A 26,818-nucleotide genomic window follows, 5' to 3' on the forward strand; every position below is an offset into this window, starting at 1 on the left:
CGGCTTTTTTGTGGCTTAATTTCAGCAAATTAATCCTAATTAGCTTTGCGAGTTTAGTCTTGCTTGAATCGCAAGTTTTACTTCTTCTTGTTCAAGTAACAGCTCCTGTTCTTCCTTTTCTCTCATCAAAACATCAAAGGCGACACGAGCCTGCTGTGCAAGTTCAGATGCTGCAAGTTTTGCCTCTTTTGCTTTTAAAGCATCTACATTAAGCTGCTGCAAGTTAGCAATAATATCATCTGGTGCATCTCCTAAATCGACACTAGATTCACCGCGAGATAATGCCTCTTTTCGTAATTGTTTTTTCAACATCCAAATGGCTTCATTAGCTTCACGCTCTGAGTTGGCCGCTTCAATAGCATTGTCCCGTAAGAGTTCAAAACGAGCCAAAGCTTGGCCTTCTTTGCTCCATGGATCAACATCAGGCAGATCAGAAATATTAATCACAGGGTCAACATAGTCATCTTGATGACTCAAATCTAACGAAGCCGCTTTAACACCAGAAATCATCAGCATGACTGCAATCACTAGCAAGGGTAAACCACCAACAATGGCAGCAGTTTGTAACGTGGCTAAACCGCCCATAAACATCAATGCTGAAGGCATGAGGGATAACGTAAAAGCCCAGAAAAGTCGGTTCCAGCGTAGAGGATCGTCGGTTACGTTGGTTTGCACGACAGACGCCAAAATATAGGAAATAGAGTCAAATGTAGTGGCAGTGAAAATGATACACAGTAGAGTAAACACCGTTATAACCAGCGTACTAAAAGGCAATTGCTCTAAAATAGCAAAAATTGCTCGGGTAGCCCCTTCAGTATTGAGGATTGACACCACATCCAATTGACCAGATAACTGCAATGATAAACCATAGTTACCCAGAATAATGAAGTACATTGAGCAACCAAGCGAACCAAAGAACACCGCACCAGAAATCATCTGTTTAATGGTTCTTCCACGAGAAATTCGCGCAACAAACAGCCCCATACTAGGTGCAAAAACCAACCACCAAGCCCAGTAAAAAATAGTCCAATCCTGTGGGAAGTGAGTATTTTCAAATGTCCCTAGGCCGCCAAAAGGCTCTGCCCACGTGGCCATCACAAAGAAGTTTGATAGCATTCGACCAATGGAGTCTAAGCCAGTTTCTAGCATGAAAATGGTTGGACCACACACCAGCACAAATAGTAATAACCCTAATGCACCCCAGAAATTAATATTACTAAGAATTTTAATCCCTTTATCCATGCCCATATAAGCTGAATAGGCAAAAATAGCAGTACACAGCATCAACACACCAATTTGGCTACCTGTCGTAGTAGGGATGCCAAATAAGTAACTAATACCTTCATTGATCAATGGCGCAGCTAAACCAAGTGTCGTTGCCGCACCTCCTAACAGACCAAAGATAAACAGAATATCGATAAACTTTCCCACTTTACCAAAACTGTGGGCTTCGCCAATCACTGGCATTAACGCAGCAGAGACTTTCAACACCGGCTGTTTGCGAACATAGAAAAAGTAGGCAATTGGGATTGCTGGGATCATATAGATACACCAAGCAATCGGTCCCCAATGAAATAGACCATAGGTGGCAGCCCAACGAATAGCTTCTTCGCTACCTGGCTCTAATTGAAAAGGTGGGTTTTGATAGTAATAAGCCCATTCAATGGTGCCCCAAAATAAAATACTGGCACCAATGCCACCGCAAAAAAGCATTGCAGCCCAAGAGGCTAAACCAAATTCTGGCGATTCATCTGGATCGCCTAGTTTAATCTGACCAATATCAGAAAAAACGATATAGATCATAAAGAAAAATGCCGCTAACCCCAGAGCAAGGTAAGCAAAGCCTAACTTATCCGTCATGAAGGTTTTAGCCACTGCAATCCATTCTGCTCCCTCTACAGGGAATATCATCAAGGGGATCACAACTGAAAAAAGTAATATTAACGCACCAAAAAAGGTCGGTTTATCGATAAGCTCGAAGTGTTTGTTCATTTTCATTGTCCGAAACAATTAAAAACTCATTTGAGAGAGTCCACACCACACGTGCTTCCCCATGCTGCGAGACAGCCAGGTTGGTTTAATTTTTGAAGAGTTGGAATACTGTGCGTGAACCGTTGTTAAAACGCCAGGTTGTCTAATGCTTATGACATTAACGGCAATACAGGCACGCTAAAATAATGTTAATTTAGTAAACTGTCGACAAAATTTTGTTACAAACTTAACCGATATGTGAGCGAGTTCTCATCTGTATTCGCCAATATAAAAAACAAAAAGTTCACCACTCGATTTGCAGGCGATAAATAGCTTGTATCTCTGCATACGTTTACTGTTTAAAACGTCGAACTACCGCCAAATCCAGTAAAAGAATAATTTAATAGTAAATGGTTAAAACATAAAAAAACCGTTTAAATTCAGGTGAAATGAATTTAAACGGTTTATCAAACTAAGCTGATTTAATTATTTATCGCTATTGGGTATTAGCGCCAATATACTTATCTAAAAAGGCCAAAATGGCTTTATTGGCTTCTAAAATATTATCTTCATTATAGAAACCATGGCCTTCTTTATCTTTCACTAACCACTCATAAGGGTGATTTTTTTTGTCTAAGGCATCTTTTAACACTAAAGCATGTTCAAAATGAGCTCGTTGATCATCTTCGCCATGAATAATTAATACTGGCGCTTTTAACTTATCAAGATTATAAACCGGAGACTGAGCCTTTTGCTCAACAACATTTGTTCCTAACGTTTTATCTAAATAAGCCTCACCCCATTTTGCCGTTTCGATATCACCTTCGTTGTAAAGCATAGGTAAATCATAAACCCCAACGTAACCAATGGCACATTGGTACATGTCAGGCTGGCGGATTGCGCTTTGCAAGGCACTGTAACCACCAAAACTTGCACCAAAAATACAAACCCGCTCTTTATCTGTTACCCCTGCTTGAATGGCATAGTTCAGCGCTAAAGTAATATCGTCCTGTATCCCAGTTCCCCATTGGCCGTAACCCGCTTCCATAAAGCTTTTGCCGTAACCTTCAGACCCCCTAAAATTGACTTTGACGACTGCATAGCCTCCGTTTGCGAGCATCTGCGCTTGAGGATCATACATCCAATAGTCTCTAACATGAGGGCCACCATGAGGTAACACCACTGTAGGTAAGTTTTCTTTTTTGCCTATCGGTAGTGTTAAATAGCCATTAAGTACTAGTCCGTCAGGCGTTTTAATACGGAATGGCTCTGTTTGCGCTTGCTGCTCTTTTTTAATCCAAGATTGGCTGGCTAATAAAAAGCGTGCATTCATAGTTTCTGTATCGAATAAATAAAACGAACCAGGATTACGATCGCTGGAAACATGCACCACCATTTGCTTTCCGTCTTGAGTTTTACTGGTGATTTCCACGCTGTCGCCATTAAAGGCTTGCACTAATGCTTTATGTAATTTAGCTTCCTGGGTATCAGGTTTAATAAAAATGTAGCTTGAGTAATCTTCATCTAACCTCAAGCCATACACTTCATTTAAATCAGATTTAATCGCATATGTTGGATCGGCAATCTCACTGCGGTATAAAAAGGTTTCTTCGTTGGTTTTTAAGTCATAACGATATAAACCTTTCGGTTTTTCAGGATCAGTTTTTAATGCATAAACCGACTGGTTATCACTGGTGAATGCTAACGGCGTAAACTCACCATCAATTTGCTGCTCGAATGACTGCCAATCTTCACCTTTTCCTTCACGATAGAAAATTTTAGTCTTAGCATTCTTATCAGCACCAACCACAAATCTTGGCACACCATCGTTATCGACTAAAAACTGGCTATAAGAAATCGGTGCGCGTTTAACTCGACGCTCCTTCCCTGTATAAACATTAAGCCTAACCACTTCTGGTAAAACATCCCCATCTCGACTCAATGCTTGCTTGCTAATTAGTACATACTTTTTTTCACCTTCCAGCTTATCAAGTAAAAAACCTTGATAGTTGCCTGATTGTGCACGATAACCAAAAATCATTTTGCGTTTAGTGCCATCGTAGTTAACCGCAAAAATCTCACCCACATTAATCGGTTGTTCTAATCTTCCTCGGCTCTGAACAACTTGCACAATCACGCGCTCATTATTGACCCAATAAAAATCTGCAGGCTGATCTTTACCATTAGAATTGAGTGCAAAAACGAGTTCAAAACTATCAGTGCGTAAAAAGGCCAGTTTTCTTTTACCTTCATCATTCACTAGTACAGCTAAGTGTTTACCATCAGGTGAAACTTTGACATTGTAATAATCACTGTGGCGAGAATAATCTTCCACTGTGGCGGCGACAATAGAATGTGAAATGCACAATGACAATCCCCATACCATCAACTTGATGTACTTCATGGTTGCTCCTTGAAATCTACCTTCTCGAGATAGTTTTATCCTTAAAATTTGGCTTAATTGAGCTTAATCTAATTTATTTTTACTAAACTAATAGCTTGGCAATAAAGGGATGCCGAAGAAGGAATATAAAGTGGAATTAATCATGAAATGTATAAATAACCCCTATTCCTTGGGCAGCAAACTACTGATATAAGCTATATATCATGGCGAATATTGCAGCCTTTACTTTCAAGATTCAACAGCACTATTAAGATTTAGAACCAATAGCCTACAATACAGATGCTTAGACCAAAATTAGTTTAATAAGTAGTCAAATGTTCTAGCCATTTTCATGGCTACGAATTGTTATTAGTTTGTAGTAAAATGGTATTTGAGGACGACCTCAATTTACTTATACCTTCCACATAAGGGATGTATGCCAGTAGATATTCATCCGGGGACGGCCCCATCTGATTTATTTTCCAGATAGGAGCCGACAATGTACAACCTCAGATTTCTCGCAGTATGTTTTATCGTCATCAGCCAGTTTATTTCTCCCACCTCCCATGCAGATGACAGCCATTTTGGTTTGCACGGCATGACCTTATTCGGTGGCGATGATGGCTTGTTTGCATCGCATTTGCCCATGTATCATCAACCTCATAATGTACAAATGGTCATGCAGTTTCACTTTAGTGATGCCGCAACCGACAAAGCGGTCAAACAGCAGCTAGCGCAACAATCAACGCAGTCTGAACAACTTTGGACGATTGTCCCTAAGCCCTTTGACTTAATGCGCTTACATCCCGACAGCGATAACCCTCTCACCCATTTACAAATAGAGGTTGTAGAGGGACATTTTGAGCGGGGTGGAACATCACGTTTCTCATCGCAGAAGATTATTATTGATAAAGTGATCATCTTTACTGAGCTCAGTATGCAAACCGCCCAAGAGAAGACCAACATTGCTCAATACTTAATGATTGCAGCCTCTAACCAAAGCCAGAATCAGTTTTTAATTAAATTACTTGAAAACAGGCCTGAAGCCGACCACCTTTTACGGGTATTAAACCCAGACCGACCAATGACTTATCAAGTGAATTCTGCACTTACTGAGCAACTTACAACTGAAAAACAAGCTGGGCCATTCACGGCTCCGATAACCCTAGAATTATCAAATTCATTGCACGCATCAAAGGTTGAATTTGCTGAGCACTTGTCCATTTCGCCTGAACAGCTGATTGAGATTTACCTTGAAACAGGTGAATTGCAGTAGTGGAAATGACGATTAGGGAAAGCATATGTCAAATTTAACCATAGCAATAATCCAACATCACCCAGCCGAAGGTGCTGGGAGAATTGCTGATTGGGCCAGCATTGAGGGGCACACTTTGGTGCACTTCATGGCGCCGAATAACTGCTTACCTAGATTAGATGAAATAGATGGATTAATCATATTAGGTGGGCCAATGGATGTGGTCGATTGTCCCAGTTGGATGCGAGCAGAGCTGGCACTTATCAACCAAGCTGTTCAGCGTAACATGCCTATTTTAGGAATTTGTTTAGGGGCCCAGTTATTAGCTTCAACATTGGGCGCAAGCTTAAGCCCTTTGAAAAAGCCAGAGTTAGGCTGGCAGCGAGTGATTTTTGATAATAACCAATTGATGCAGGTGCCTCAATGGCATTATCAAGGGTTTAATTTCACAGATGCTGCAGTAACAATTACGGCAAGTTCTTCCCTTTGGTCGCAGCAAATGTTCCATCATCAGCGGCAAGTGGGTGTGCAATTTCACCCTGAGTGGGATACAGCACAAATCGTGCAGCTACAACTCGCTTTTGGCGATGACTGTCCATTCAATAACAATGATGGGCAAATGTTATCAGCCCAACTACAGCTCGATACTTGGCTTAATAATTTGCTTAATCGTATGTTTACTTAACTGGTAAGCCCTATGCTCTGCATAGGGCTTATTCACATAACACAGCAAAGGGTTTTATTCACACTGCGCTTTGCCACTGGCATAGCAGCTTGGCTGACGTGGACACACTGCACCACGTGAACAAATCACCCTAGCATCATTTTCGATACCACGTTCAATCCAATTAATATTGAGTATTTTAGCCACACTAGTGAGATCCGCTTTAATGGCTTTTGGAATCGCCACTAAGCCACCATTTTCAACACAGGCTTGCTTTAAATCTTCGGTAATTTTAACCGCATCTTTACCTTGTGCTTCAATGGCAGGGTTCAGATCAATCCCAGCACACAACACATGTGGGTTACCTGCGGAATCATCTACTTTTATCGATTCACAACAATAAATTCGCGGTTCATTACCCACATTCAAAATCGATATTTGCGCTGATGTGCCTGTTGAAGGCTCATTGATTTTTCTAAACACAGCCCAGTGATGACAAGGGTCTTCAACAATGCGCATGTTACCCCAAGGCAGTGGAATACCATTGCCACGATAAACGGCCTTAAGCTTTCCTGGCGCATAAGCATCAAAGTAATGCCAATGCGGATAAGGCGAAACCACCGTCATCCGTCTCATCGCCACAGAAGCCGAAACTTGCAATTGTTTATGGATATCAATCTCGTAACCGTGGCGGTCAAGTAGCTGTCTAAATGGCACCTTAGGGCACAACAATGCTCCTGCAAAAAAGCTAGATTCAAAATCACGCCAAGCGTGCAAAATATCTTGCGCATTTAGGGTATTTGATTGCATGGTGGCATCGTCATCAGCCTCAATACGTCGCCCTGAAGTCATGACACTTTTTAAGCCATCTTTATTGTGTAAAACACAATGACCAATATGCACTGCTAGGTCATATTTCAATCTTGGCGCATTAGATTTTAGGGCTTTATTAATAAAAATTGTCGCTGGCGGTTCAAAAAATGATGTCGTCAGCCGCGCAGAACTCGCCCCTGTTTCATCCAAGACTTCAGTAGGAATTTCATCAATCCACTTAATTTTTAGCCCCATACTTTTAGCTGTACTGAGCATTTCATCGGCGCTTAATGGCATTTGTTTCTTGCCGATATCTTCTGCGGCGCGTTCAAGATCAGGAAAGTGGTTTTGATGATGCTCTTGATGAGCACGAATAAGTAACTGCGCAAATTGCCTTCCTGATGTGCCGGTTTGTGACAACATTTCAGGGATCGCAATCTGTAGAATATCATTTGAAAATAAGAAGCTGGGCTCAAGTGGCATGCCACTTATACCACCACGGCGACCTTTTTCTGGCGTAATGGATTGCTCTTCAGGCATGTCATCTAAGAACCATTCCACCTCTTTTTGAAACACTGTCGCAATCACAGCCAACATCCCAGCACTGGGCACTCGTTTACCTCGCTCTATCATCGACAGATACGATACCGAAGGCGCAGAACTGGAATCGACACGAATACACCTGGCCGATAAATCTTCCATCGTCAGGTGATTTCGTTTACGTAGATTTCTAATCTTGGTGCCAAGAAAATGTGACTTTCTCATTAAGCTTTGATCATTACGCATTTTGTAAAATTCACAGTGTAAAATTTTTATTGTGAAATTGTAGTGAAAAATACTCTAGACTACAAATTAAGCAATCGGGAAACAGTTTTTAAGATTTGCTTACTGAACTTACAACATGAATCAGAAATAAATAGAAGTAACACTGAGCTGAGTTAAACAACCAGTCAGTGTAATGACCCAAGCGAAGAGGATAAGGTTATGACTATGACAACAATGCACACCAACACAGCCGCTCACAACCTTAACAACTTCATTGAAGAACAATTTGTGGCGACCAGTACTAACGCAGATAAGATTAACAATGCGAAAGTATTTTTAGATGACAATTTTCCACTAACAGAAGGCTCACATGCCGATGTCAGTAGCTATGTTATTTACTACACGCATCTTTTAGCGTTTATGAAAGATGGTAGCCAATGTGGATTACAAAATCCTTGTCAATTTGTTGCGCTAACCGGTCATAAAAGTGATCCAACTTCTATCGTACTAAAAAATAACGATACCCATGTTGAAGTAAGTTTTGATCGAAATGGCGAACTAGGTGCGAACGACCCTGCACACATTGAAGATATACAAGTTGCATTGCCAATTAAAAACCTACCAACACCTTACAAGCAATGGGTAAGCATGCTGCACTCTCGCTGTTTACCGACAGAAGGAAATTGCAAAGTATTTACCGCTAAAGACGGTACCGATTACGCTATGCATCAGCGTTAGTTAGCGTTAGTTAGCGTTAGTTAGCGTTAGTAAACACTGTTATTAAGGCTGACATAATTGTCAGCCTTTTTGTTATCAACAATTCTACCGCCACCCTTCTTAGAGCTCCTCATCATTTATCACACCAATAATATCGCACCAATAATTTGCTGCTCTTGCACTAAAACAGACGCGACCCTACATTTTAAAACAGTAAGCCACTGATTTTAAATAGATTCAATCATGGTCTAACTCTTGCGACGTCTTATCTGTGTTTATCATCCCTATAGGAATATAAAATGAATAAAGAACAAGTCGTTGAAGCCATTGTATTAGCAAAACATGCACGTCAATTAAGTTGGCAAAATATTGCTGATGAATTAGGAATGGGCTGTGTTTGGGTCACATCAGCTTGTTTAGGGATGAACAGCATGCCAGAGAAAGTGGCAGAAAAACTGTGCCAGTTACTGGAGCTTCCTGCAGGATCACAAGCTGCACTTAAGGCCTATCCCACCAAAAAATGGCAACGTGATGTACCACAAGATCCGCTAGTGTATCGTTTATATGAAGTGGTTGGTGTTTACGGTGAAACACTTAAAGAAGTCATCCAAGAACAGTTTGGCGATGGCATTATGAGCGCCATTGATTTCTCTATGGATGTTGAAAAGCAAACAGATCCGAAGGGCGACAGAGTGGTGATCACCATGAATGGTAAGTTTTTGCCTTATAAAGCTTGGTAATTATCGTTAAAAATGAATTAAGCTGAGCGGTTGAGTAAATACTATTAACTTTGAAATCTTGGGGTTAGCTATTTATATTAAGTCATATTCAGCTTAATTCAGCAAAGCAATGACTAATCCTAGCCCTAACAACAAAGATAACCGCTGCCAAAATAAAATCGGGTCTTTATCAATAAAAGGCACGCTCTCTCGAGTCGCTTTAGGGTGTGGGTATTTGAGGTTATAAATAAACTCAGATACTTCTGCGGTGCGCTTTGCGGGATCCACTGCCAGGGCTTTTTCAAGTGCATAATCAACCCAGTGAGGCACGGCAGCATTTCGACTTCGGGCTGGAATATATCGCAAACTTTGTTGCGCTTTTAATGTTGTCGCCTTAGCAACATTCGCGTCATAGGGTAAATAACCAGTGAGCATCTGATAGGTAATCACCGCCAGTGAGAAAATATCACTGCGATTATCCCCTAATTCCCCAACAAAGTACTCTGGACCACTGTATTGCGCCGTGCCCAGCATGTGATCATCAAGCCCTTGGGTTTCAATGATTCCAGCCACTGCCGCCGCGCCAAAGTCGATAATTTTAATCACACCAGCAGTATCTATCATAATATTTTCAGGACGTAAGTCTTGATGAACCATTTCTTGTCGGTGCAAAGCTTGTAAGCCTCGGGCTATTTGAATAACCAGATTTCTCACTGTGTCTAAGTCAGGTTGTGCGTGGTCATGGATCCACTGGGCCAAAGTACAGCCTTCAACATACTCAGTTACTGTATAAAGGTATTGTTTAGGCGATGTTGATACGAATGATTTTAATAAGTGAGTGTTAGATACTCTTTGTGCCACCCAATCTTCCATTAACAAGGTTTCTAAATGACCTTCATTGTGGCGCATTTCATCAGAAGGAACCTTAATGACCACCCGCTGGGCTGATGCTTTATCCTGAGCAAGGTAAACTCGACTGCGACTGCTAACATACAATTCACGCTGAATGGTAAAGCCTTCGAACTCTTGTTCGCTATGCAAAGCGGGCGGTAAAGGCAGTTGAGTCAACAATTGTTTAAACTCATTCACCTCATGGCTGGGCAACCCATCAACGCTGACAATTTGGATTGTCAGATTATCATCCCCCCCAGCAGCCAACGCTTGCGCCACCAAGTCTTGCGCAACTCGATCAAAATCAGCACCTTTTGCATCAATAGCTTTTTTATCAACAAGAGTTGTAACTGCACTAGCCCTTTTCTGTCCTCGTTCGACCTCTTGAATAATCGCATCAGCAATGACTTTAGCAGATAAAAACTCATGTACTCCGTCTGTCGTGAGCACAAAAATGTCGCCCTGTTTAACCGGATGAGCATGATAATCACAGCTTAACAATGGACTAATACCTAATGCTTGGCTCAGGTAACTTGTATCACCAACATAACGGCGATGATCCTTAGTCAATTGCTCTAATGACTGACCACTTAATTGATAAATACGTGAATCGCCACAGTGAAATAAATGCGCGGTATTAGATTTAAACACTAATGCGCTGAAGGTGCAGACATAACCTTTATTCGCATCATGGCGGTGCAGACCTTGTTGGCCTTGAGCAAACAACCAATGATTTAAGGCTTGTAAGACTTTATGTGCGGAGGTTTTAACCGACCAAGCGTCAGAGGTTGCATAGTAATCATTAAGAAAGTTACTAATCGCGGTTTCGCTAGCAATATCACTGACGTCACTGCTACTAATACCATCGGCAATTGCGACCACGGCACCTTTACTATTAAGCTGTGGGCTTTTCGGCTGTCGGCTGCCACAGCAATCTTGGTTAACAGGTTTAACCCCGCTAACGCTATGTTGGCCAATGGTCAGTTTGAGTGTTTTAGACATAGAAAATAAAAATGCTCTGCTACCGTAAGCTAAACCTGCTTAATGGCACAGAGCATTAATCATCAAAAGCTTATGCAAGCTTTTCGCGGCGTGCTTGTTCACGCTTACGTGCTGGGCTTTCTTTTACATGAGTAAGATAAAGCGGTAAACCAACTAACACAAATCCACCAACTAAATTACCAAGCGCGGTAGGGATTTCATTCCAAACAAGGTAATCCATTACAGTGAAGTCCCCCCCCATGATCATCGAGAATGGGAACAGGAACATGTTCACAATTGAGTGTTCAAACCCCATAAAGAAGAACAACATCACCGGCATCCACATCGCCATCATTTTGCCACTGGCTGAAGTTGAAATCATTGCACCAACAACCCCCATAGATACCATCCAGTTACATAACATGCCACGGATGAAAATGGTCATCCATCCAGCAAAGCCATGTTCCTGATAACCTAAGGTTCGTGACTCACCAATACTACTGACTTTCGCAGCCAACACACCACCATCGGTGTTATATCCATAAGTCAAAATGAACGATGCAAAAAAGGCCACAGTAAGGGCGCCGGCAAAGTTACCCACAAACACTAAACCCCAATTACGCAGCATTTGGTCGACAGTACAACCATTTCGTTTATCTAACACTGCTAATGGCACCAGAGTGAATACCCCAGTCAATAGATCAAACTTCATTAAATACAGCATAATAAAACCTACAGGGAACAAAATTGATCCCGTAAGTAAGCTGCCTGTCTTAACTATCACGGTTATGGCAAAAAATGCCGCCAGACCTAAAATAGCCCCCGCCATAAAGGCACGGACTAAAGTGTCCTTGGTTGACATGAAGATTTTCTGCTCACCTGAATCGACCATTTTTACGGCGAACTCTTTTGGTTCAATATACGACATAGCTACACACTCCTAGACTTAATTCTGATCATGTTTTGCCAGTTCTATGCCATTATTAAAAAACCAAAAGAAACAAGTTGTTAACATATTGTGATGCTATAAGTTATTTATCTAAAGCACTATAATAGTTCGTTATTTGTTCAGCTCGCCCTAAAATGGAACGTTAAAATTTTCCCGCTGTATCTTGTATTTATTGTTCTTTTTTATCTATTAAGGCCTAAAAAACCGCGATTCTTGAGACACTTGATTTAAGGGTTTTTGAGAGTCAATTTCAGCCGCTGAATTCACTTCAGTGATCAAGAAAGTGAGTTCATCACGTGCATTACCTGCTGTCATGCCAAGATTATCTCTCATTACACTGGTGACCGTTACTGGATATTCCAACTGTTCAGCCGCCTTAATCAATACCAAGGTTTCGGTTTCAATCTCAAATTCATAAGCAGACACGTTGTCATAAGCAATACTGATATTATAAAAAGCCGCTTGCTGAGTTTTATTACGTATTTTCAGTAAATAACTATTCTCTATCACTTCATTATCCGACTGACTATTGATCACGCGATACAGACTTTGGCGATCACGAATTACATTTAATTGAATATCAGTGCGACTATTCAAATCCATCACAATGAGCACCAACATCACTAATAGCGCACTCGCATAGCCCAGCGCTTTGACTGACCAGATAGACGGTTTCTGGCCTTTATCAAGGGCATTTTCGCTGGTAAAGCTAATAAGGTTTGGCTGATACCCAAACTTTTCCATCGTTTGGTTACAGGCATCAACGCAGGCACCACAATTAATGCACTCATATTGCAGTCCATTACGGATATCAATACCAGTTGGACAAACATCGACACACAAATGACAATCAACGCAGTCACCTAAACTTTCAGGTTTAACGACTTTGTCGATGTCTGTTCCTCTTTTATTGCGCTTACGAGGACCACGATTTTCACCTCGAGCCGCGTCATAACTGACCGTTTTAGTGTTCGAGTCGAACATCACCGCCTGAAATCGTGAATAAGGACAGCAATGCAAGCACATCATCTCTCGCATCCAACCCGCATTTAAGTAAGTACAGAGTGCAAAAAACCACACCCAGACTCCGGTCCAAAAACCGCTGCTAAAAGTGAAAATATCAATATACAAGTCGCGTGCAGGCATGAAGTACCCCATAAAACCACAACCTGTCACTAATGCAATGAATGCCCAAGCAGTATGCTTTGACAACCTTTTGCCCACTTTAGATGCAGATAACGGCGCATTATCTAATGCTGTACGGTGATGATGATTACCTTCAATTTTCGCTTCAACCCACATAAACATAGCTGTCCAGGCAGTTTGCGGACATAAAAAACCGCACCAAACTCGGCCCCAATACACAGTGACAAAAAACAGCGCGAATGCCGCAGCCATGAACACCCAGGCCAACACAGTGAAATCTTGCGGCCACAAGGTAATATTGAAAAAGAAAAACTGCTGCTCGGTCACATCAAGCAAAATAGCCTGACGCCCGTTGAAATTGAGGAAAGGGATAATGAAAAATATGGCTATTAGCAAAGTATTAGTGTGCTGACGGATCTTTTGAAACACGCCTTGCTGTTCCCGCACATGAATTTTGCCTGAAGCGCTAACATTAACAACGGGAATACGCAGGGTGGAAGAAGTGGGTAACCGACTTGATACTGGCTCTGACGATACTGGATCTGACATTGTGTGGTTCCTAGTTTTCTCTTATTAGCTGTACGCTAAATAGCAAAACCTGCGCCAATCACAATAAAAACATAACCACCTGATTTTAATCACTATAAATAATATCTGCTACTTAACAAGTCACGACATATCACCAATTGGCGATATACCGTGACTCAATCGAACTTATCTTTCTGTTTAACCAAATCATCTAGCGGCTAATGGATAACTTCTTCATTCTTGAACGTAAGGTACTTGGCGGCATATCAAGCATGGCAGCTGCGCCATGAGCCCCAGAAATTCGCCATTGAGTAGCCTCAAGCGTTTTGACAATATGTGCAGCTTCAGCTTGCGCCATAGTGAGGGATTGACTAGTCGATAAATCAGCTTGTTGAGCAGAATTAAGCGATAAGCTCTTAAAATCAAGCATTTGAGTTTGCGTCAGAATGATTTCGCGCTCAATTAGATTTTGCAGTTCACGTACATTGCCAGGCCAAGCATATTGCTGAAGTTTCTTTAAACCTTGGGCACTCACTTTGGTGATTTTCTTGCCTAATTTCTGACTTAAAGAAGCGACTAAGTCGCTGACTAATGCAGGTAAATCTTCACGACGTTGTCGTAAGGGCGGCACGATAATAGGAAACACATTGAGTCGATAGTACAAATCCATTCTAAACAAGCCTTGCTCCACTCGTGCTTGCAAATCGTGATGAGTCGCGGCGATTAGTCGAATGTTGACCTTAATCGTTTCGCTGCTGCCGACTCGCTCAAAGGCCTGCTCTTGAATTACTCGCAATAGCTTTGATTGGGCTTCAAGGCTTAATTCGGCAATTTCATCTAAAAATAAGGTGCCATTATGGGCCAACTCAAATCGCCCCTTGCGTCTGCTAACTGCACCAGTAAAGGCGCCTTTTTCATGACCAAACAGTTCACTTTCTAATATCGATGCAGAAAAGGCCGCACAGTTCACGCTTACTAAAGGATGATCTTTTCGATGACTTAATTGATGAAGGCTTCGTGCCACCAGCTCTTTACCAGTGCCATTCTCGCCGCAAATCAACACGGTACTGTCGGTATTAGCCACTAGGTTGATTTGCTGAGTTAAATGGCTAATTGCTTGGCTGTTACCAGATAACCCCATCGCACCTTGCTTTCCTTGAAGCTCAGTAAGTAAATATTGATTTTCAGAGGCGAGTCGCTCCGACAGTGCCTGCACCTGTGCTAATGCCTCGCGCAGTGAGTCTTCGGTATGTTTTTGTATACTGACATCTCGAAATATCGCGATGACTCCAATCAACACACCGTTATCATAAACAGGGGTAGAACTATAATAAACGGGAAAGCTAGTGCCATCTTTACGCCAAAAAACATCCTCCGATACCTGACGAGCAACACCATCGTGCAAGGTTCGGTAAATGGGGCAATCATGCTGAGGATAAGGGCTACCATCAGCGTGACTATGGTGATGACAGTCATGAATATTTCTGCCAATTAATTCAGCACTTTCCCAGCCTGTCATTTGCTCCGCTGCAGGGTTAATAAATACGGCATTACCATTGAGATCAAAGCCGTAAACACCTTCGGTTATCGCATTTAGCAATAAAGTGTTCTCAGGCAAAAAGTGGGGAGTAGCTAAGTTTGCTGACGTTGTCATCTCTAATACCATCTGTAAAACTCATCATTAGTGCGGTTATTATAATCAAGTCACGATATTTCGCGACTAAAATATCACTCAAGCGCCGCAACACGACAAAAGTTATTCTAGCTGATGGTTTTTCATCTTCTGTTATCGTTCAATGTCTTTCGAATTGCTACAATAGACCATCAATTTTTTGAGTGACTGTTCATGACTAGTGGTTTTTCTGCGCAATTCAAATTATGGCTATTTATTGCTGTAGGTTTGATATGTTTAACGCCAATTATCTCCTCTCCAATAGCCTTGCTAATGGGCTTTACTCTTGCCAGCTTAGGTATGGTACCAGTCAGTATTGATTTAAATAAAGTCACCAAAAAGCTATTGGCTTATTCTATTGTCGGCTTAGGTTTTGGTATTAATTTACCTGAAGCAATTTCTGCAAGTAGCAATAACTTAGGCTTAATCGTTGGCTCTATTTTTTTCACCCTTATATTGGGTTTCGGGTTAACCCGATTAATGAAGTTAGAAGATAAAACTGGCCACTTGATTAGCTGTGGCACCGCGATTTGTGGTGGCAGCGCGATTGCCGCTGTCGCGCCTGCGATTAATGCTAAGAATGATCAAATTGCTGTATCGCTCGCCTGTATTTTTTTACTCAATTCAGCCGCATTGTTCCTCTTTCCAACCATTGGTCATGCATTATCGTTGAGCCAGTATGACTTTGGGGTTTGGAGCGCGATTGCGATTCACGATACTTCTTCAGTTGTTGGCGCTGCGTCAGCTTATGGCGATGAAGCTTTAAAAACGGCAACCACAATTAAGCTAGCTCGCGCTTTGTGGATAATTCCAATCGCTTTACTCAGCGCCATCGCGTTTGGTGGTGACAAGTCAAAAATATCTATTCCGTACTTTATTGGTTTTTATTGTTTAGCTATTTTAACGGCTTATTTTATTCCCCAAGGCCAACCTGTCTATGACGTGCTTTTTAGCGTATCGAAGCAATTATTGATTGTGTGTTTATTCTTGATTGGTGCGGGTATCACAGTCAGTAAAATGCGCGCCAATGGACCTAAGCCTCTGTTGTTAGGCGTACTACTCTGGCTAGCCATTGGTAGTTCATCACTGGGTTATATTTTATGGATAAGATAGTGAAGGATAGTGAAGGATAGTGAAGGATAGGAAAAACAGTAAAGCAGCACTAAATCTAGCAATGTGAATATTGCTGGAAGGTCGCTACTCAGCGTCCTGTGATGCTTGTGTCTGAATATAGGGCTTAGCTAACGCGAGCCCAATAAGCCCGCCAAAAGCTAATAGCTCTATCACCGCACGGGTTAGTCCTGTTGTTTGCACAGAAGCAACAATAGCAATAATGCACAAGCTGATAATCGCGATAGCTTTGTATATTTTTATTTTAGATTGGGGTTTTAACCCTGCTTTAAACAATGAAATCATCATTGCCTCGATTTAGGATACTCAAGGCAATTATCGGAAGAGTCTATTTAAGCCGCCAATACTGATTATTTCTAAGTTATGCTGAATTACACTGTCGTCATTTAAAGACAGGCTTATTGGATAATTTAAATAGTAACTTTTTCAATAAGTAATACAAAAATAATAGCTAAGCCGTCTCAGAATTTACGCCGTGTGGCTGTTAGCTAATTTATGAGACACATCTTCTGCTGAGTTGATAAATATACTCGTAACCATCCAATGACTGGCGATTGAAAAGACGCAATAAGCGCTGAAAAAATAAAAGCCAGGTTCAAATTGAGCAGTGGTCTTTAATAATTCACCCATTCCCGCTGAAGCATTACCTGCCATATAAACAACAATCAAAGCAACAACAAATACATCTGCCATTGACCACTTGCCAATAGCACTAATCACCTTAATCACACTTTGCTGCTGACGAGTAAACCATGGTAAGCAGATAACCAGCATGAGAAGTAGCTTTATTGCAGGAAACACCATGCTAAATATGCCAACTAAAGCTGCGACAAGCACATTATTTGACTGATAAAGCTCATTGACAGTATCGACAATGCTGCGGGTTTTATAAAACACCTCGACTTCGCCTTCAATGGAATCAAACCCAAACATATTAATGGCCATCTCCATCATGCTGCGAGCACTATTTCGCGAACTTTCAGATAAGCTGTCGGTAAACATATTGACCCCAGTTTCAACCAACTCAGCTTTTTCGATGCTGCCTTGAATGGTCAAAATAGGTTGTGTCACCCCAGGAATAAGCAACGCTAAAGAAAGTAGAATGACAATAATGCTAACCAAAGATTTCATTTTATCTCCGAAAATGGATTGAGAGTAAGTCAAAGGGAATATACAACAAGAAAGCTAAAAAGGGTGACGCTGGTGAATGGGAGCAATCAAAAAATACGGGTAAGTAATTAACTTCAAACGCTCACATGAGTGTTCATTGAGCGTTTGTATTTATTGTGAATTAATAAAATGGGCTAGGGTCGACTTCGAGAGAACGAGGAGATATACCCCGCTCAATATTTAAATCTGATTTACGTAAATCAACAAAGGTGACATCGGTATAACGTCGATGCTTTTGCGAATAAAAACACTTCACCACAGGGTTTAATGCATCACGTCCCTTTGATTCCCACACAATGCCAACTCTTTCATCAGACAATTGCACTAGTGAACCCACAGGGTAAATCCCGACGCAGCGGATGAACTCATAAACGAGTGTTTGATCGAGATGAAATGGGGTTAACTTCATTAAGATTTTAAACGCAGCCGCAGGGCTCATTGCTTCTTTATAGCAACGAGTGGCAGTCAAGGCATCAAAGATATCAACAATACAGCTCATACGGCCATGTTGTGGTATTTCATCACCTTTAAGGCCATTGGGATAACCGTTACCATCTAGCTTTTCATGATGCATTAAGCAAACATCTTTACTCACTTGCGATAAACCAGTGGTTTCTTGCATGATATCTCTTGCGTACACCTGATGCATTTTGATTTCTTCAAACTCTTCATCAGTCAGTTTGCCTGGTTTGTGGAGGATCTTGTTATCCACTTGAATTTTACCAATATCATGCAAAATTCCTCCCACAGCCATTTCTTTCAATAATGCTTTATCGAGATTTAGATGCTTACCAAATGTCACCAACAAAAATGCCACATTGACAGAATGCTCAAGTAAATAGGCATCTTTTGTTCTTAACGCTGAAACACACTTTAATGCATCGGCATCATCCATCACTGATTCAATCATTTTGTCTGCAATATCTTCAAAAGGCGCGACTTCAACCGCTTTACCTTCATAAGTTTCAGACAGCACTTTCCGCACGAGGTTTTTCGCCTCAGAGAGAATTTTCTTCGCTTGAGTTTGCTTAGTTTCGCGGGTAGCTACTGGTTTTCGTGCTAATTTAGCTGAATTGTTTTTCTTTAAGCCACAACTATCAGATGAACGCTCAACATCCACCCAAACAGCTTTGATACCTGCTTTATCGAGTTTCGCAATTGAGTCACGATGCTTAATTTGTCCTGCATTGCTAATGGCCACTTTGCTTTCTTTACGGTCAATCGCTACCACAAACATCCCTAAACCTAAGCGGCTTACTGGAATGCGAATGACATCTTTTGACTCATCAATCTGACTCATTAACGGGTAAATCTCCGAATACGGTAAAGAAGTAGTAGTAGTGAATAATGCTAATACTTATGACTTAAAATGTTAAATGTGTAAATTTAGTATCGTTATTTTATCCTGTCTCGACTAAATACTCCAAATAAAATGTACTAATCTTTAACAGTGTTCAAATTCAGGCAGTTAGCGGGATTGATTATCATTATCGCCCATTTTTATAGATTATATTAGCAATTAAGATCACAGCAATTGCGGCTTAAGATTGACAGTTTTTGAACCCTTCATTAACTTAAGGCATAATTTACATAAACCCATATTACTCTTCCTCATTTCATCAATTTGAGTTATCAACTATTGGAGTCTTTGTTGCCTAGCCACATTTTTTCTGAGCAATTTAGCCAGTTAATCGACAAGCTAAACGCTATGAAGTTGGCTCACGCCAAAGAACACATAGTGCAGATTTCTGTGGAAGCAAAGTCAATTCCATTACTGTCTTGGTTAGGTGCTCAAACACAGTATCCACGAATTTATTGGCATGGGCGTGATAAACAGGAAGAAGTTGCCGCTATTGGCGCCTGTAAAGACTTCAAACAAGAACAAGAAATTGATGATGAATTACTGTCATCGATTTACCAATCACAACGCGGTAAAAGCAGTAATCAAGATATTCGCTATTATGGCGGCGTCGCGTTTGATCGCACAGTAGAATGCTGGCCTGATTTTGGGCGCACACGCTTTGTGCTGCCACGTATCGAACTTCGACGTCATGGCAATATTGTCAAACTCTTGGTCAACCTTAATTTTGAAGATACTGATCAACAAACTGAATGCGATGCTGCAATAGAAGCAATAGAGCAATTAAAGCCAGCCAAACCGCTATCACCACCTAATAAACTGCCATTGATGGGCCGTAGCGACTTACCTAATTATCAGCGTTGGAAAGAGCTGGTTGAACAGGTCACTCAACCCAAATTCAATCAAACCACGCCTAAAGTAGTACTGTCTCGTCAAACTCAACTTGAGATTAATGATGTTGTCGACCCTTGGATGGTATTGGCATGTTGGCAAGGAAGAAACCCAAATAGTTTCCAATTTGGCTTTCAGTTCAGCCCAGACAGAACCTTTATATCATGCTCGCCTGAGCGCTTATATTTGCGTAGACAAAAAGAATTGTTTACTGAAGCATTAGCTGGGACGACTGTGCGTGGGCTCAATCAGGAAGAAGATGAATTTTTAGCTAAACAGCTTTTAGAAGACTCAAAAAACAGCCATGAAAACCAATTGGTTAGACAAGAGATTGTTGATGTACTCACCCCTCTGAGCAATTATGTAGGTGCTGATGAATCAGCTAAAATCTTTAAACTCACCCATATTCAGCATTTACACCGCTCAATTCGCGCAGAGTTAAAAGCAGGAGTAAATGACTTTCAATTACTTCAAGGCTTACACCCAACACCTGCGGTTGGCGGTTTACCAAAAGAATCGGCACTCAGTTTTATCCGCCAACGTGAAGGATATAATCGCGGTTGGTATGCTGGAGCCTGTGGTTATTTGAACAAATATGAAAGTGAGTTTTCGGTGGCTATTCGCAGCGCTTTAATTGAACCGGGACGAATTAACCTGTTTGCAGGTGCTGGTATTGTGGCAGGCTCAGATCCTCTTGCCGAATGGCAAGAGCTCGAAAATAAACTCACCACTATTTTATCCATATTGGTCGAGCTATAACGCTCTGCTAACTTTAGCCACTTAAATTTTAGCTACTTACACTTTAGCCACTTAACTAGTGCTTAGGTTTAGCTGACTAAACACCAAAAAACACAATTGATAGTTGCATCTTAATTTTTGCTCTCTATAATGCGTCCTCCTTGGCGTAGCTGACGATTTTTAATCCAGTTTGGATAAAGAGCAAAACGTTCGCGATAATCAATCAAATAACACTGCCAACCTCATTCAAATACGGGTTCCCTCACCCCGTCTAATCCAATAAAAAGGCTACAACATGTTAAAACTAACGCAGGCGCAATGTCGTCGAGCACTGATGTTTCTTGTCAGTTTTCATATCATTATTATTTGTGCCAGTAACTACTTGGTACAACTCCCTTTTCAGATATTTGGCTATCACACTACTTGGGGTGCTTTCAGCTTTCCGTTTGTATATTTAGCCACCGACTTAACGGTCAGAATATTTGGTCAAAAAGCAGCTCGAAGTATTATTTTTAAAGCTATGCTGCCAGCGCTTGTGATTTCCTACGTTATGGGGGTTATTTTCCATAATGGCGCTTTTCAAGGTACAGATTCATTAGCTCAATGGAACCAGTTTGTATTTCGTATCGCCTTCGCCAGCTTTGTCGCTTACTTAGTCGGTCAGTTAATGGATATCACTGTATTTGCCAAAATGCGTAAAGCAAAAGCATGGTGGATTGCCCCTGCGGCATCAACCTTATTTGGCAACCTCGTTGATACTATTGTCTTCTTCAGTGTGGCTTTCTATGCCTCTACAGATACCTTTATGGCTCAACACTGGCCTGAAATTGCCATGGTGGATTATGCATTTAAACTTATTGTCAGTTTAGGCTTGTTCCTGCCTGCTTACGGTGTATTGCTCAAAGTGCTCAGCGAAAAGCTGATTACTACCAGCGCAAACACTGAAGAGAATAACGGCGATAAACCAGCTATAACCTAACTATATCGACACTATTTATCGCCTTCGTCTTGCTTAAGCTCAAAATGATTGGCGATAATTCGATCGATACTGCACTTTTTAATCACTACCACGACCCAACTGGTACGATGAGATATAATGCTTAGGTGTTTTTTACCGTTTAAATTATCCATGCTAGATAGTTCAGAAAAGTTCTACTGTAAGCATGATAAGTTTATCGGCCTTGCGGAAGATTAAATGTTAAATATCCAAATCGAAGCTCATACAGAGCTGACAGCTGAGCTAGCTGAAAAAATTGCCTTATTAACGGCTCAAATTAGTGAATTAGATCGTGCTCAAACGATTGAATCTATTGAGCAAAGGCTGAGTAACAAGACCAGCTTAATTCTACTGACTTATGTTGAAGGTGAGCTGGCTGGTTTTAAATTGGGGTACCAAATTGAAGCGCATTGCTTCTACAGTTGGTTAGGTGGTGTAGTGGCTGATTTCAGAAATATTGGTCTAGCAAAATCTATGCTTGAATACCAAGAGAAATGGGCTGCAGCACAGGGGTTTAGTCGTCTAGAAGTGAAAACCCGTAATCAATATAAAGCGATGCTGAATATGTTAGTGGCGAATCAATATCAGATCACACAGGTTGAAAGCCACAGCAATATTGCTAAAAATAAATTACATTTACAAAAGTCGCTTTAAATCATTAATTTAACGACTTTTATAAAATGAAAAATGAAGAGTGTTTTCAATTACGGTGCTTTTTTATAACAAAATTGAAAAATATTGAGCAATTGACTTGCAAACGCAAATGATAATGATTACTATTTGATTGCGTTCCAAAACTCAGTAATGTTAATAGCTTCATCTCCTATTAAATACGCTGAATTAGCACATCATTGCTCATACACTCTTTAAAAGCCAGGCTCATCACCTGGCTTTTTTTCGCCTAAAATTTAGTGATTTAAAAACCTCTACTCGTGCCTTGTAGTCAGCTTTTAATTTCCGATTATATCTTTTCTTATTATCGTTCAGTGATTAGCGCAGATTAAGCTCTTTCGTTAAACGCCCTCTCGTTATCTATTTCCCTTATCGGCTTTCCATTAATGAGCATGCAAACACCCACATTTGATCCCCTTGGATACGACATATATACAACTTATGTAACAGTTTGTTTTTGAATAGAAAAACTAAAAATAGGACTAAAAATCAATACAGCAGAGACTAAAAAGGTTGTAAAGAGAATGTAAAGTAGGTAATTAATTTGAATAAATGATTGCAAACGATAATGAGAATGATTATTATTTGTGTGCGTTCCAAAGCTCAGTTAAGATAATAGCTTCATCTCCTATTACCCCTACTGAGTATGCAAGCACGACATTGCTCACACACTCTTTGTGGCCGGGTTCATCACCCGGCTTTTTTTTGCCTATAATTCGTGTTAAGTCTTAGCTGTACCACATTTGTCACATCACACTTGCCACATAGCATTTGTCGCATAAGATTAATTGACACCCATAAATTAGCCATTCGTGTCATCTACCGCACCAAAATGTAAGCCATCATAAGGATTATCCGCTTGCTCTTCTTTGGCTTTATTATAAATACCAATAGAGAAAACAGTGCCCTTTCCTAATGTCGATTTAACTTCAATGGTGCCGCCAATGCGCTTAATAATACCGTAGCTCAACGATAGACCTAAACCTGTTCCATCCTTGCGGGTGGTATAAAACGGGTCGAAGATTCGACTTAAGCGCTCTGGTGCAATCCCCACACCTTCATCTTCTACTTCTACTTTTACGCCCACCACGTTTCCATTTTCTATCCAGTCATCAGCTCTAATCCAGATCTTGCCTTTACTCTCAATTGCATGAGCAGCATTGACCACTAAATTAATCAACACCTGAATAACCTGAGGGCGGTTAACTTGGACCTCTGCGGTTGTATTGACTTGCTGAATCAGTTCTACTTTTTGCTTTTCAATCGAATGTCGAACCAGAACTAACACTTCTTCAATCATTGACTGTACTTGATGCATCTCTAGTGGGGCATTAAATTCACCAGGACGGCTGTATTGCAACAAACTGCGAATAATCGTGCTTATTCTACCAACCTGTTGGATCACTAACTCAATTTCTTCTTCAACCACATTTGCATTGGGGCCAAGTTCGTATTTCATCAACTCCATGTTACCCAAGATCACTGCCGTCGGATTATTAATCTCATGGGCAATACCAGCAGTTAACTCACCTAATGCCGTCAGTTTTTCATTGGTGACTAACTGTTGGCGAGTTTCATTGAGTAAGGCCACATTGCGTTGTAACTCTTCAGTTTTGTCTTGCAAGCTGCGAGTTCGTTCTTCTACTTTGACTTCAAGCTGCTCAGCAGCAGACTGTATCTGTAAGTTACGGCGCTGCAGTAAATCCAACATATGATCAAATTGTTCAGCAAGATTGGATAGCTCATTATCCCTATCTAATCCAAGCTCACCAATCCGCAAATCTCGACCTGATTGCACCGCTTTTACCACATGGTGAATACGTTCGATTGGTTCAAGTAAGCTGTTTGCCCCTCGATACACCAGAAAGCCAGACACCAAGAGCACTAACATTAATATGGTGCCCAGTTCGATGATGTTTAAGATATAGGTGTGAATGAATGGCGCTTCAGAAAAGCCGGTGTAAATCATACCTATTCGTTTTCCACGCACATCTTCTAACGGTGAGTAACCTGAAATAAACCAATCATTTAATACGAAAGCACGATCAACCCATGGCGTGCCATCAACCAACACCTTTTGACGAACTTCTTCGGATACTAATGTGCCTAACGCCCGTGATTGGAGATCTTTATTCGGAGAAAACATGTCCATAGGCACATTGGTACTAATCCGTGCGTTATCTAAAAAGATAGTCACGGTACCTATTGAGCGCTCAGGTAATGTACCTTTGTCGTAAACAAGATCCCGGATGTGGTCGACAATAACCGTATCTCGATTGAACAATGTTGCCCCATCCAGATACCAGCTTACTTGACCTGATTCATCAGCAATCGGCAGCAGTGTCCGGCTTAACATGCCCCGAGTTTCAGCAAGCTTTGTAGGCTCTTCTGCACGCATAGTTGCAGACAATGGCACCCTTGCGAGTTTAGCTAAACTCGGATCTAACCTGTCTAATCGTTTAGCAGATAACACCATTAAACCTGATAAGGCTTTGTTTTCAACTCTAGGCAACATCTGACGTAAATCTGGATCGGCATTAGCTTCTTCGAGCCTGATTAATCGTAAGACATCTAACTGAAGAATATCTTTTTGCTGTTTGAGGTAACGATTGAGCGCGGCTAATTCACTTTGATTCCCTTTATCGACTTCTAGGAATGCATTTTGAAAATCCCAAGACTTACTAACATTAAGTAGTTGAATCTCTTGTTGCTTTTGAACCTGTTCTAAGGTGTTGGTTGCCACAGTTAAATCAGCTTTTACTTTCATAAACAGCTGCTTGCCTGTGTAGCTGATATTCCAGTAAATAGTGATGAAAACTAAACTGATCAAGGTAAGTAAAATCGGTAACAGAGTTAATATCAGGATGCGATAACGCACCTTGGCCTGCATTTGCTGCCAACTGACTCCAAAAAACTGACTAAAAACAGACACGATTTAGTCTTCCTTATCCGATTCGACTTCAAACCATTCTTTATATTTACGATCCAGTGTTTTACGCGAAACACCTAAATCTCTTGCTGCTGCAGACTTATTACCGCTATGAGCATCAACAACGCTCATGACATGTTGCTTTTCAACTTCCTTTAAAGGCCAGCTCAACGGGTAACCTGCTTGCGTTACCACTTCTGCTTGTTCATTTTTCTTCCAGTATTCTGCCGGTGGCTTACCCAATAAAATGCAGCGTTCAATCATATTACGCAGTTCACGGATATTACCTGGCCACTCATGTTGCTGCAGTACCTGCAAATCTTCATGACTCCATACGACTTCTTTAACTCCAAGCTCACGAGCAAGCTGCCAGGTAAAGTGATGGGTTAATTCAATCACATCTTCAGGGCGAGTACGCAGCGGTGGAATTAAAATATTTAAGACATTCAAACGATAGTACAAGTCACTCCGGAAATTCCCTTCGGCAACTTCCTCAGATAAAGTACGGTTGGTTGCAGCTAATACCCTGACATCAATAGCGACTTCTTTCTCACTACCTACTGGCCTAATCGCTTTTTGCTCAAGTACTCGCAATAACGCAGTTTGCATTTTCATTGGCATCTCGCCAATTTCATCTAAAAAGATGGTGCCACCAGTGGCAAAGTGGAACAAACCCTCACGGTTGCCTTTTGCGCCAGTGAAAGCCCCTGCAGTATGACCAAATAGCTCGCTGCCTAGTAACTCAGGCGCTATTGCTCCACAGTTAACAGGCACAAAAGGACCTGTACGCCCGCTTAACTGATGTAATTGCCGTGCGACAAGCTCTTTACCCGTACCAGATTCGCCCTCAATCAATACCACTGCGTTCGTTGGCGCTACGCGCTCAATAACCTGTTTAACTTCAACCATTGCATCACTGTTACCAATCATGGTGGTTGAATGGCCACTGGATAGCTCTCGGCGCAACATAAAGTTTTCGCGCTTAAGTAAGCGTCTTTCAATACAGCGGTCCACCGATGTCATCATTTGCTCTAAATGAAATGGTTTCATGATGAAATCAGATGCGCCAGCTCGTAAGGCTTTGATCGCCACATCCATATCGGCATAGCCAGTCATAAAGATGATATCTGAGCGGCGTTCTTTTTCGTTTAAGGCTTCATGCCATTCTATGCCCGAACGATCAGGTAGACGGATATCGACAATCAGTAAGTCAAAATGGCCGCGGCTACGAAGCTTTTCAGCTTCTTCAATCGTTGAAGCCGTTTCGACTAACGCAAATTTCTTTGATAATGCCTTTCTAAGGAAGCTACGCATCCCTGGTTCATCATCAACAATCAAAACCGAAACTGCTGTCGGTAGTGGTTTTGAATTTGATTCATTATTGTTCATATGGCTTCTACTTTGGACATTTTGACTAGATTTAACATTATCGTACCATTAAAAATCTAGCTGTGGGTCAGTTTGCCCTACAGAATT

The 26,818-nt window shown here is 41.2% G+C and carries 21 protein-coding genes; 8 read left to right on the forward strand and 13 right to left on the reverse strand.

The genetic code is table 11. From position 1 onward, the window contains the following. Positions 1-39: 39 nt before the first annotated feature. Both BCU84_RS04975 and BCU84_RS04980 read right to left on the reverse strand, forming a co-directional pair. On the reverse strand, positions 40-1,992 hold the full coding sequence (locus BCU84_RS04975) for a BCCT family transporter (protein WP_102526994.1): 1,953 nt from the start codon (positions 1,990-1,992) through the stop codon (positions 40-42). Positions 1,993-2,467: 475 nt separating this feature from the next. Beyond that, positions 2,468-4,375, reverse strand: coding sequence for a S9 family peptidase (locus BCU84_RS04980; RefSeq protein ID WP_102526995.1), 1,908 nt, complete (start codon positions 4,373-4,375; stop codon positions 2,468-2,470). Between the two features lie 478 nt (positions 4,376-4,853). Here BCU84_RS04980 and BCU84_RS04985 point away from each other — a divergent pair, with 478 nt between their 5' ends. Together BCU84_RS04985 and BCU84_RS04990 are read left to right on the forward strand one after the other, a co-directional pair. Beyond that, positions 4,854-5,630, forward strand: a complete 777-nt coding sequence (locus BCU84_RS04985) for a hypothetical protein (protein ID WP_102526996.1) — start codon at positions 4,854-4,856, stop codon at positions 5,628-5,630. A gap of 25 nt (positions 5,631-5,655) precedes the next feature. Further along, positions 5,656-6,294: a gamma-glutamyl-gamma-aminobutyrate hydrolase family protein gene (locus BCU84_RS04990; RefSeq protein ID WP_102526997.1), complete on the forward strand. Its 639-nt coding sequence runs from the start codon at positions 5,656-5,658 to the stop codon at positions 6,292-6,294. Between the two features lie 54 nt (positions 6,295-6,348). On the opposite strand, the gene BCU84_RS04995 is transcribed toward BCU84_RS04990, so the two are convergent. Then, a complete protein-coding gene (locus BCU84_RS04995) occupies positions 6,349-7,872 on the reverse strand; it encodes a DUF3612 domain-containing protein (RefSeq protein ID WP_102526998.1) in 1,524 nt (507 codons plus the stop codon). 198 nt (positions 7,873-8,070) lie between these two features. On the opposite strand from BCU84_RS04995, the gene BCU84_RS05000 reads away from it, so the two are divergent. After that, positions 8,071-8,589: a malate synthase gene (locus tag BCU84_RS05000; RefSeq protein WP_102526999.1), complete on the forward strand. Its 519-nt coding sequence runs from the start codon at positions 8,071-8,073 to the stop codon at positions 8,587-8,589. A gap of 278 nt (positions 8,590-8,867) precedes the next feature. Further along, entirely contained in the window at positions 8,868-9,308 is a 441-nt protein-coding gene (gene cynS / locus BCU84_RS05005; protein ID WP_102527000.1) for a cyanase, read from the forward strand. Positions 9,309-9,401: 93 nt separating this feature from the next. Here the strand turns inward: cynS and BCU84_RS05010 are convergent, their stop codons facing one another. From BCU84_RS05010 to BCU84_RS05025, 4 genes are all read right to left on the reverse strand, one after another. After that, complete coding sequence (locus BCU84_RS05010; protein WP_102527001.1) at positions 9,402-11,180, reverse strand: bifunctional protein-serine/threonine kinase/phosphatase; 1,779 nt, start codon at positions 11,178-11,180, stop codon at positions 9,402-9,404. Between the two features lie 70 nt (positions 11,181-11,250). Continuing rightward, a complete protein-coding gene (locus BCU84_RS05015; RefSeq protein WP_102527002.1) occupies positions 11,251-12,087 on the reverse strand; it encodes a formate/nitrite transporter family protein in 837 nt (278 codons plus the stop codon). Between the two features lie 210 nt (positions 12,088-12,297). Continuing rightward, positions 12,298-13,803 (reverse strand): cytochrome c oxidase accessory protein CcoG, encoded by a 1,506-nt coding sequence (gene ccoG / locus BCU84_RS05020; protein ID WP_102527003.1) that lies wholly within the window; start codon positions 13,801-13,803, stop codon positions 12,298-12,300. A 190-nt stretch (positions 13,804-13,993) separates the two neighbouring features. Next, the gene (locus BCU84_RS05025; RefSeq protein WP_102527004.1) at positions 13,994-15,436 is read right to left on the reverse strand and encodes a sigma 54-interacting transcriptional regulator; all 1,443 of its coding nucleotides are present in this window, start codon (positions 15,434-15,436) and stop codon (positions 13,994-13,996) included. Between the two features lie 192 nt (positions 15,437-15,628). Here BCU84_RS05025 and BCU84_RS05030 point away from each other — a divergent pair, with 192 nt between their 5' ends. Further along, complete coding sequence (locus BCU84_RS05030) at positions 15,629-16,567, forward strand: putative sulfate exporter family transporter (RefSeq protein ID WP_102527005.1); 939 nt, start codon at positions 15,629-15,631, stop codon at positions 16,565-16,567. A gap of 84 nt (positions 16,568-16,651) precedes the next feature. On the opposite strand, the gene BCU84_RS05035 is transcribed toward BCU84_RS05030, so the two are convergent. The 3 genes from BCU84_RS05035 to BCU84_RS05045 form a co-directional block, all read right to left on the reverse strand. After that, positions 16,652-16,870, reverse strand: coding sequence for a hypothetical protein (locus BCU84_RS05035; RefSeq protein WP_102527006.1), 219 nt, complete (start codon positions 16,868-16,870; stop codon positions 16,652-16,654). A 183-nt stretch (positions 16,871-17,053) separates the two neighbouring features. Further along, positions 17,054-17,716, reverse strand: coding sequence for a paraquat-inducible protein A (locus tag BCU84_RS05040; protein WP_102527007.1), 663 nt, complete (start codon positions 17,714-17,716; stop codon positions 17,054-17,056). Between the two features lie 160 nt (positions 17,717-17,876). Beyond that, positions 17,877-19,055 (reverse strand): HD-GYP domain-containing protein, encoded by a 1,179-nt coding sequence (locus BCU84_RS05045; protein WP_102527008.1) that lies wholly within the window; start codon positions 19,053-19,055, stop codon positions 17,877-17,879. A gap of 408 nt (positions 19,056-19,463) precedes the next feature. On the opposite strand from BCU84_RS05045, the gene BCU84_RS05050 reads away from it, so the two are divergent. Continuing rightward, a complete protein-coding gene (locus BCU84_RS05050) occupies positions 19,464-20,765 on the forward strand; it encodes an isochorismate synthase (RefSeq protein ID WP_102527049.1) in 1,302 nt (433 codons plus the stop codon). Between the two features lie 274 nt (positions 20,766-21,039). Continuing rightward, positions 21,040-21,723 (forward strand): 7-cyano-7-deazaguanine/7-aminomethyl-7-deazaguanine transporter, encoded by a 684-nt coding sequence (locus tag BCU84_RS05055; protein WP_102527009.1) that lies wholly within the window; start codon positions 21,040-21,042, stop codon positions 21,721-21,723. 11 nt (positions 21,724-21,734) lie between these two features. Here the strand turns inward: BCU84_RS05055 and BCU84_RS20685 are convergent, their stop codons facing one another. Next, positions 21,735-21,875 (reverse strand): hypothetical protein, encoded by a 141-nt coding sequence (locus BCU84_RS20685; protein WP_157936192.1) that lies wholly within the window; start codon positions 21,873-21,875, stop codon positions 21,735-21,737. Between the two features lie 64 nt (positions 21,876-21,939). Between BCU84_RS20685 and BCU84_RS05060 the strand changes: the two genes are divergently transcribed. Further along, a complete protein-coding gene (locus BCU84_RS05060; RefSeq protein ID WP_102527010.1) occupies positions 21,940-22,395 on the forward strand; it encodes a GNAT family N-acetyltransferase in 456 nt (151 codons plus the stop codon). An 820-nt stretch (positions 22,396-23,215) separates the two neighbouring features. On the opposite strand, the gene BCU84_RS05065 is transcribed toward BCU84_RS05060, so the two are convergent. After that, entirely contained in the window at positions 23,216-25,345 is a 2,130-nt protein-coding gene (locus BCU84_RS05065) for a HAMP domain-containing sensor histidine kinase (protein WP_102527011.1), read from the reverse strand. Positions 25,346-25,348: 3 nt separating this feature from the next. Then, entirely contained in the window at positions 25,349-26,731 is a 1,383-nt protein-coding gene (locus tag BCU84_RS05070) for a sigma-54 dependent transcriptional regulator (protein WP_102527012.1), read from the reverse strand. Between the last annotated feature and the right edge of the window lie 87 nt (positions 26,732-26,818).

Origin of the sequence: Shewanella sp. 10N.286.51.B7 (assembly GCF_002873615.1) — a bacterium.
GTDB lineage: Bacteria > Pseudomonadota > Gammaproteobacteria > Enterobacterales > Shewanellaceae > Shewanella > Shewanella electrodiphila.

Coding starts and splice junctions, on each gene's coding strand:
- BCU84_RS04975 (WP_102526994.1), bottom strand. CDS start 1,992: ATGAACAAACACTTCGAGCTTATCGATAAACCGACCTTTTTTGGTGCG.
- BCU84_RS04980 (WP_102526995.1), bottom strand. CDS start 4,375: ATGAAGTACATCAAGTTGATGGTATGGGGATTGTCATTGTGCATTTCA.
- BCU84_RS04985 (WP_102526996.1), top strand. CDS start 4,854: ATGTACAACCTCAGATTTCTCGCAGTATGTTTTATCGTCATCAGCCAG.
- BCU84_RS04990 (WP_102526997.1), top strand. CDS start 5,656: ATGTCAAATTTAACCATAGCAATAATCCAACATCACCCAGCCGAAGGT.
- BCU84_RS04995 (WP_102526998.1), bottom strand. CDS start 7,872: ATGCGTAATGATCAAAGCTTAATGAGAAAGTCACATTTTCTTGGCACC.
- BCU84_RS05000 (WP_102526999.1), top strand. CDS start 8,071: ATGACTATGACAACAATGCACACCAACACAGCCGCTCACAACCTTAAC.
- cynS (WP_102527000.1), top strand. CDS start 8,868: ATGAATAAAGAACAAGTCGTTGAAGCCATTGTATTAGCAAAACATGCA.
- BCU84_RS05010 (WP_102527001.1), bottom strand. CDS start 11,180: ATGTCTAAAACACTCAAACTGACCATTGGCCAACATAGCGTTAGCGGG.
- BCU84_RS05015 (WP_102527002.1), bottom strand. CDS start 12,087: ATGTCGTATATTGAACCAAAAGAGTTCGCCGTAAAAATGGTCGATTCA.
- ccoG (WP_102527003.1), bottom strand. CDS start 13,803: ATGTCAGATCCAGTATCGTCAGAGCCAGTATCAAGTCGGTTACCCACT.
- BCU84_RS05025 (WP_102527004.1), bottom strand. CDS start 15,436: ATGACAACGTCAGCAAACTTAGCTACTCCCCACTTTTTGCCTGAGAAC.
- BCU84_RS05030 (WP_102527005.1), top strand. CDS start 15,629: ATGACTAGTGGTTTTTCTGCGCAATTCAAATTATGGCTATTTATTGCT.
- BCU84_RS05035 (WP_102527006.1), bottom strand. CDS start 16,870: ATGATTTCATTGTTTAAAGCAGGGTTAAAACCCCAATCTAAAATAAAA.
- BCU84_RS05040 (WP_102527007.1), bottom strand. CDS start 17,716: ATGAAATCTTTGGTTAGCATTATTGTCATTCTACTTTCTTTAGCGTTG.
- BCU84_RS05045 (WP_102527008.1), bottom strand. CDS start 19,055: ATGAGTCAGATTGATGAGTCAAAAGATGTCATTCGCATTCCAGTAAGC.
- BCU84_RS05050 (WP_102527049.1), top strand. CDS start 19,464: ATGAAGTTGGCTCACGCCAAAGAACACATAGTGCAGATTTCTGTGGAA.
- BCU84_RS05055 (WP_102527009.1), top strand. CDS start 21,040: ATGTTAAAACTAACGCAGGCGCAATGTCGTCGAGCACTGATGTTTCTT.
- BCU84_RS20685 (WP_157936192.1), bottom strand. CDS start 21,875: ATGGATAATTTAAACGGTAAAAAACACCTAAGCATTATATCTCATCGT.
- BCU84_RS05060 (WP_102527010.1), top strand. CDS start 21,940: ATGTTAAATATCCAAATCGAAGCTCATACAGAGCTGACAGCTGAGCTA.
- BCU84_RS05070 (WP_102527012.1), bottom strand. CDS start 26,731: ATGAACAATAATGAATCAAATTCAAAACCACTACCGACAGCAGTTTCG.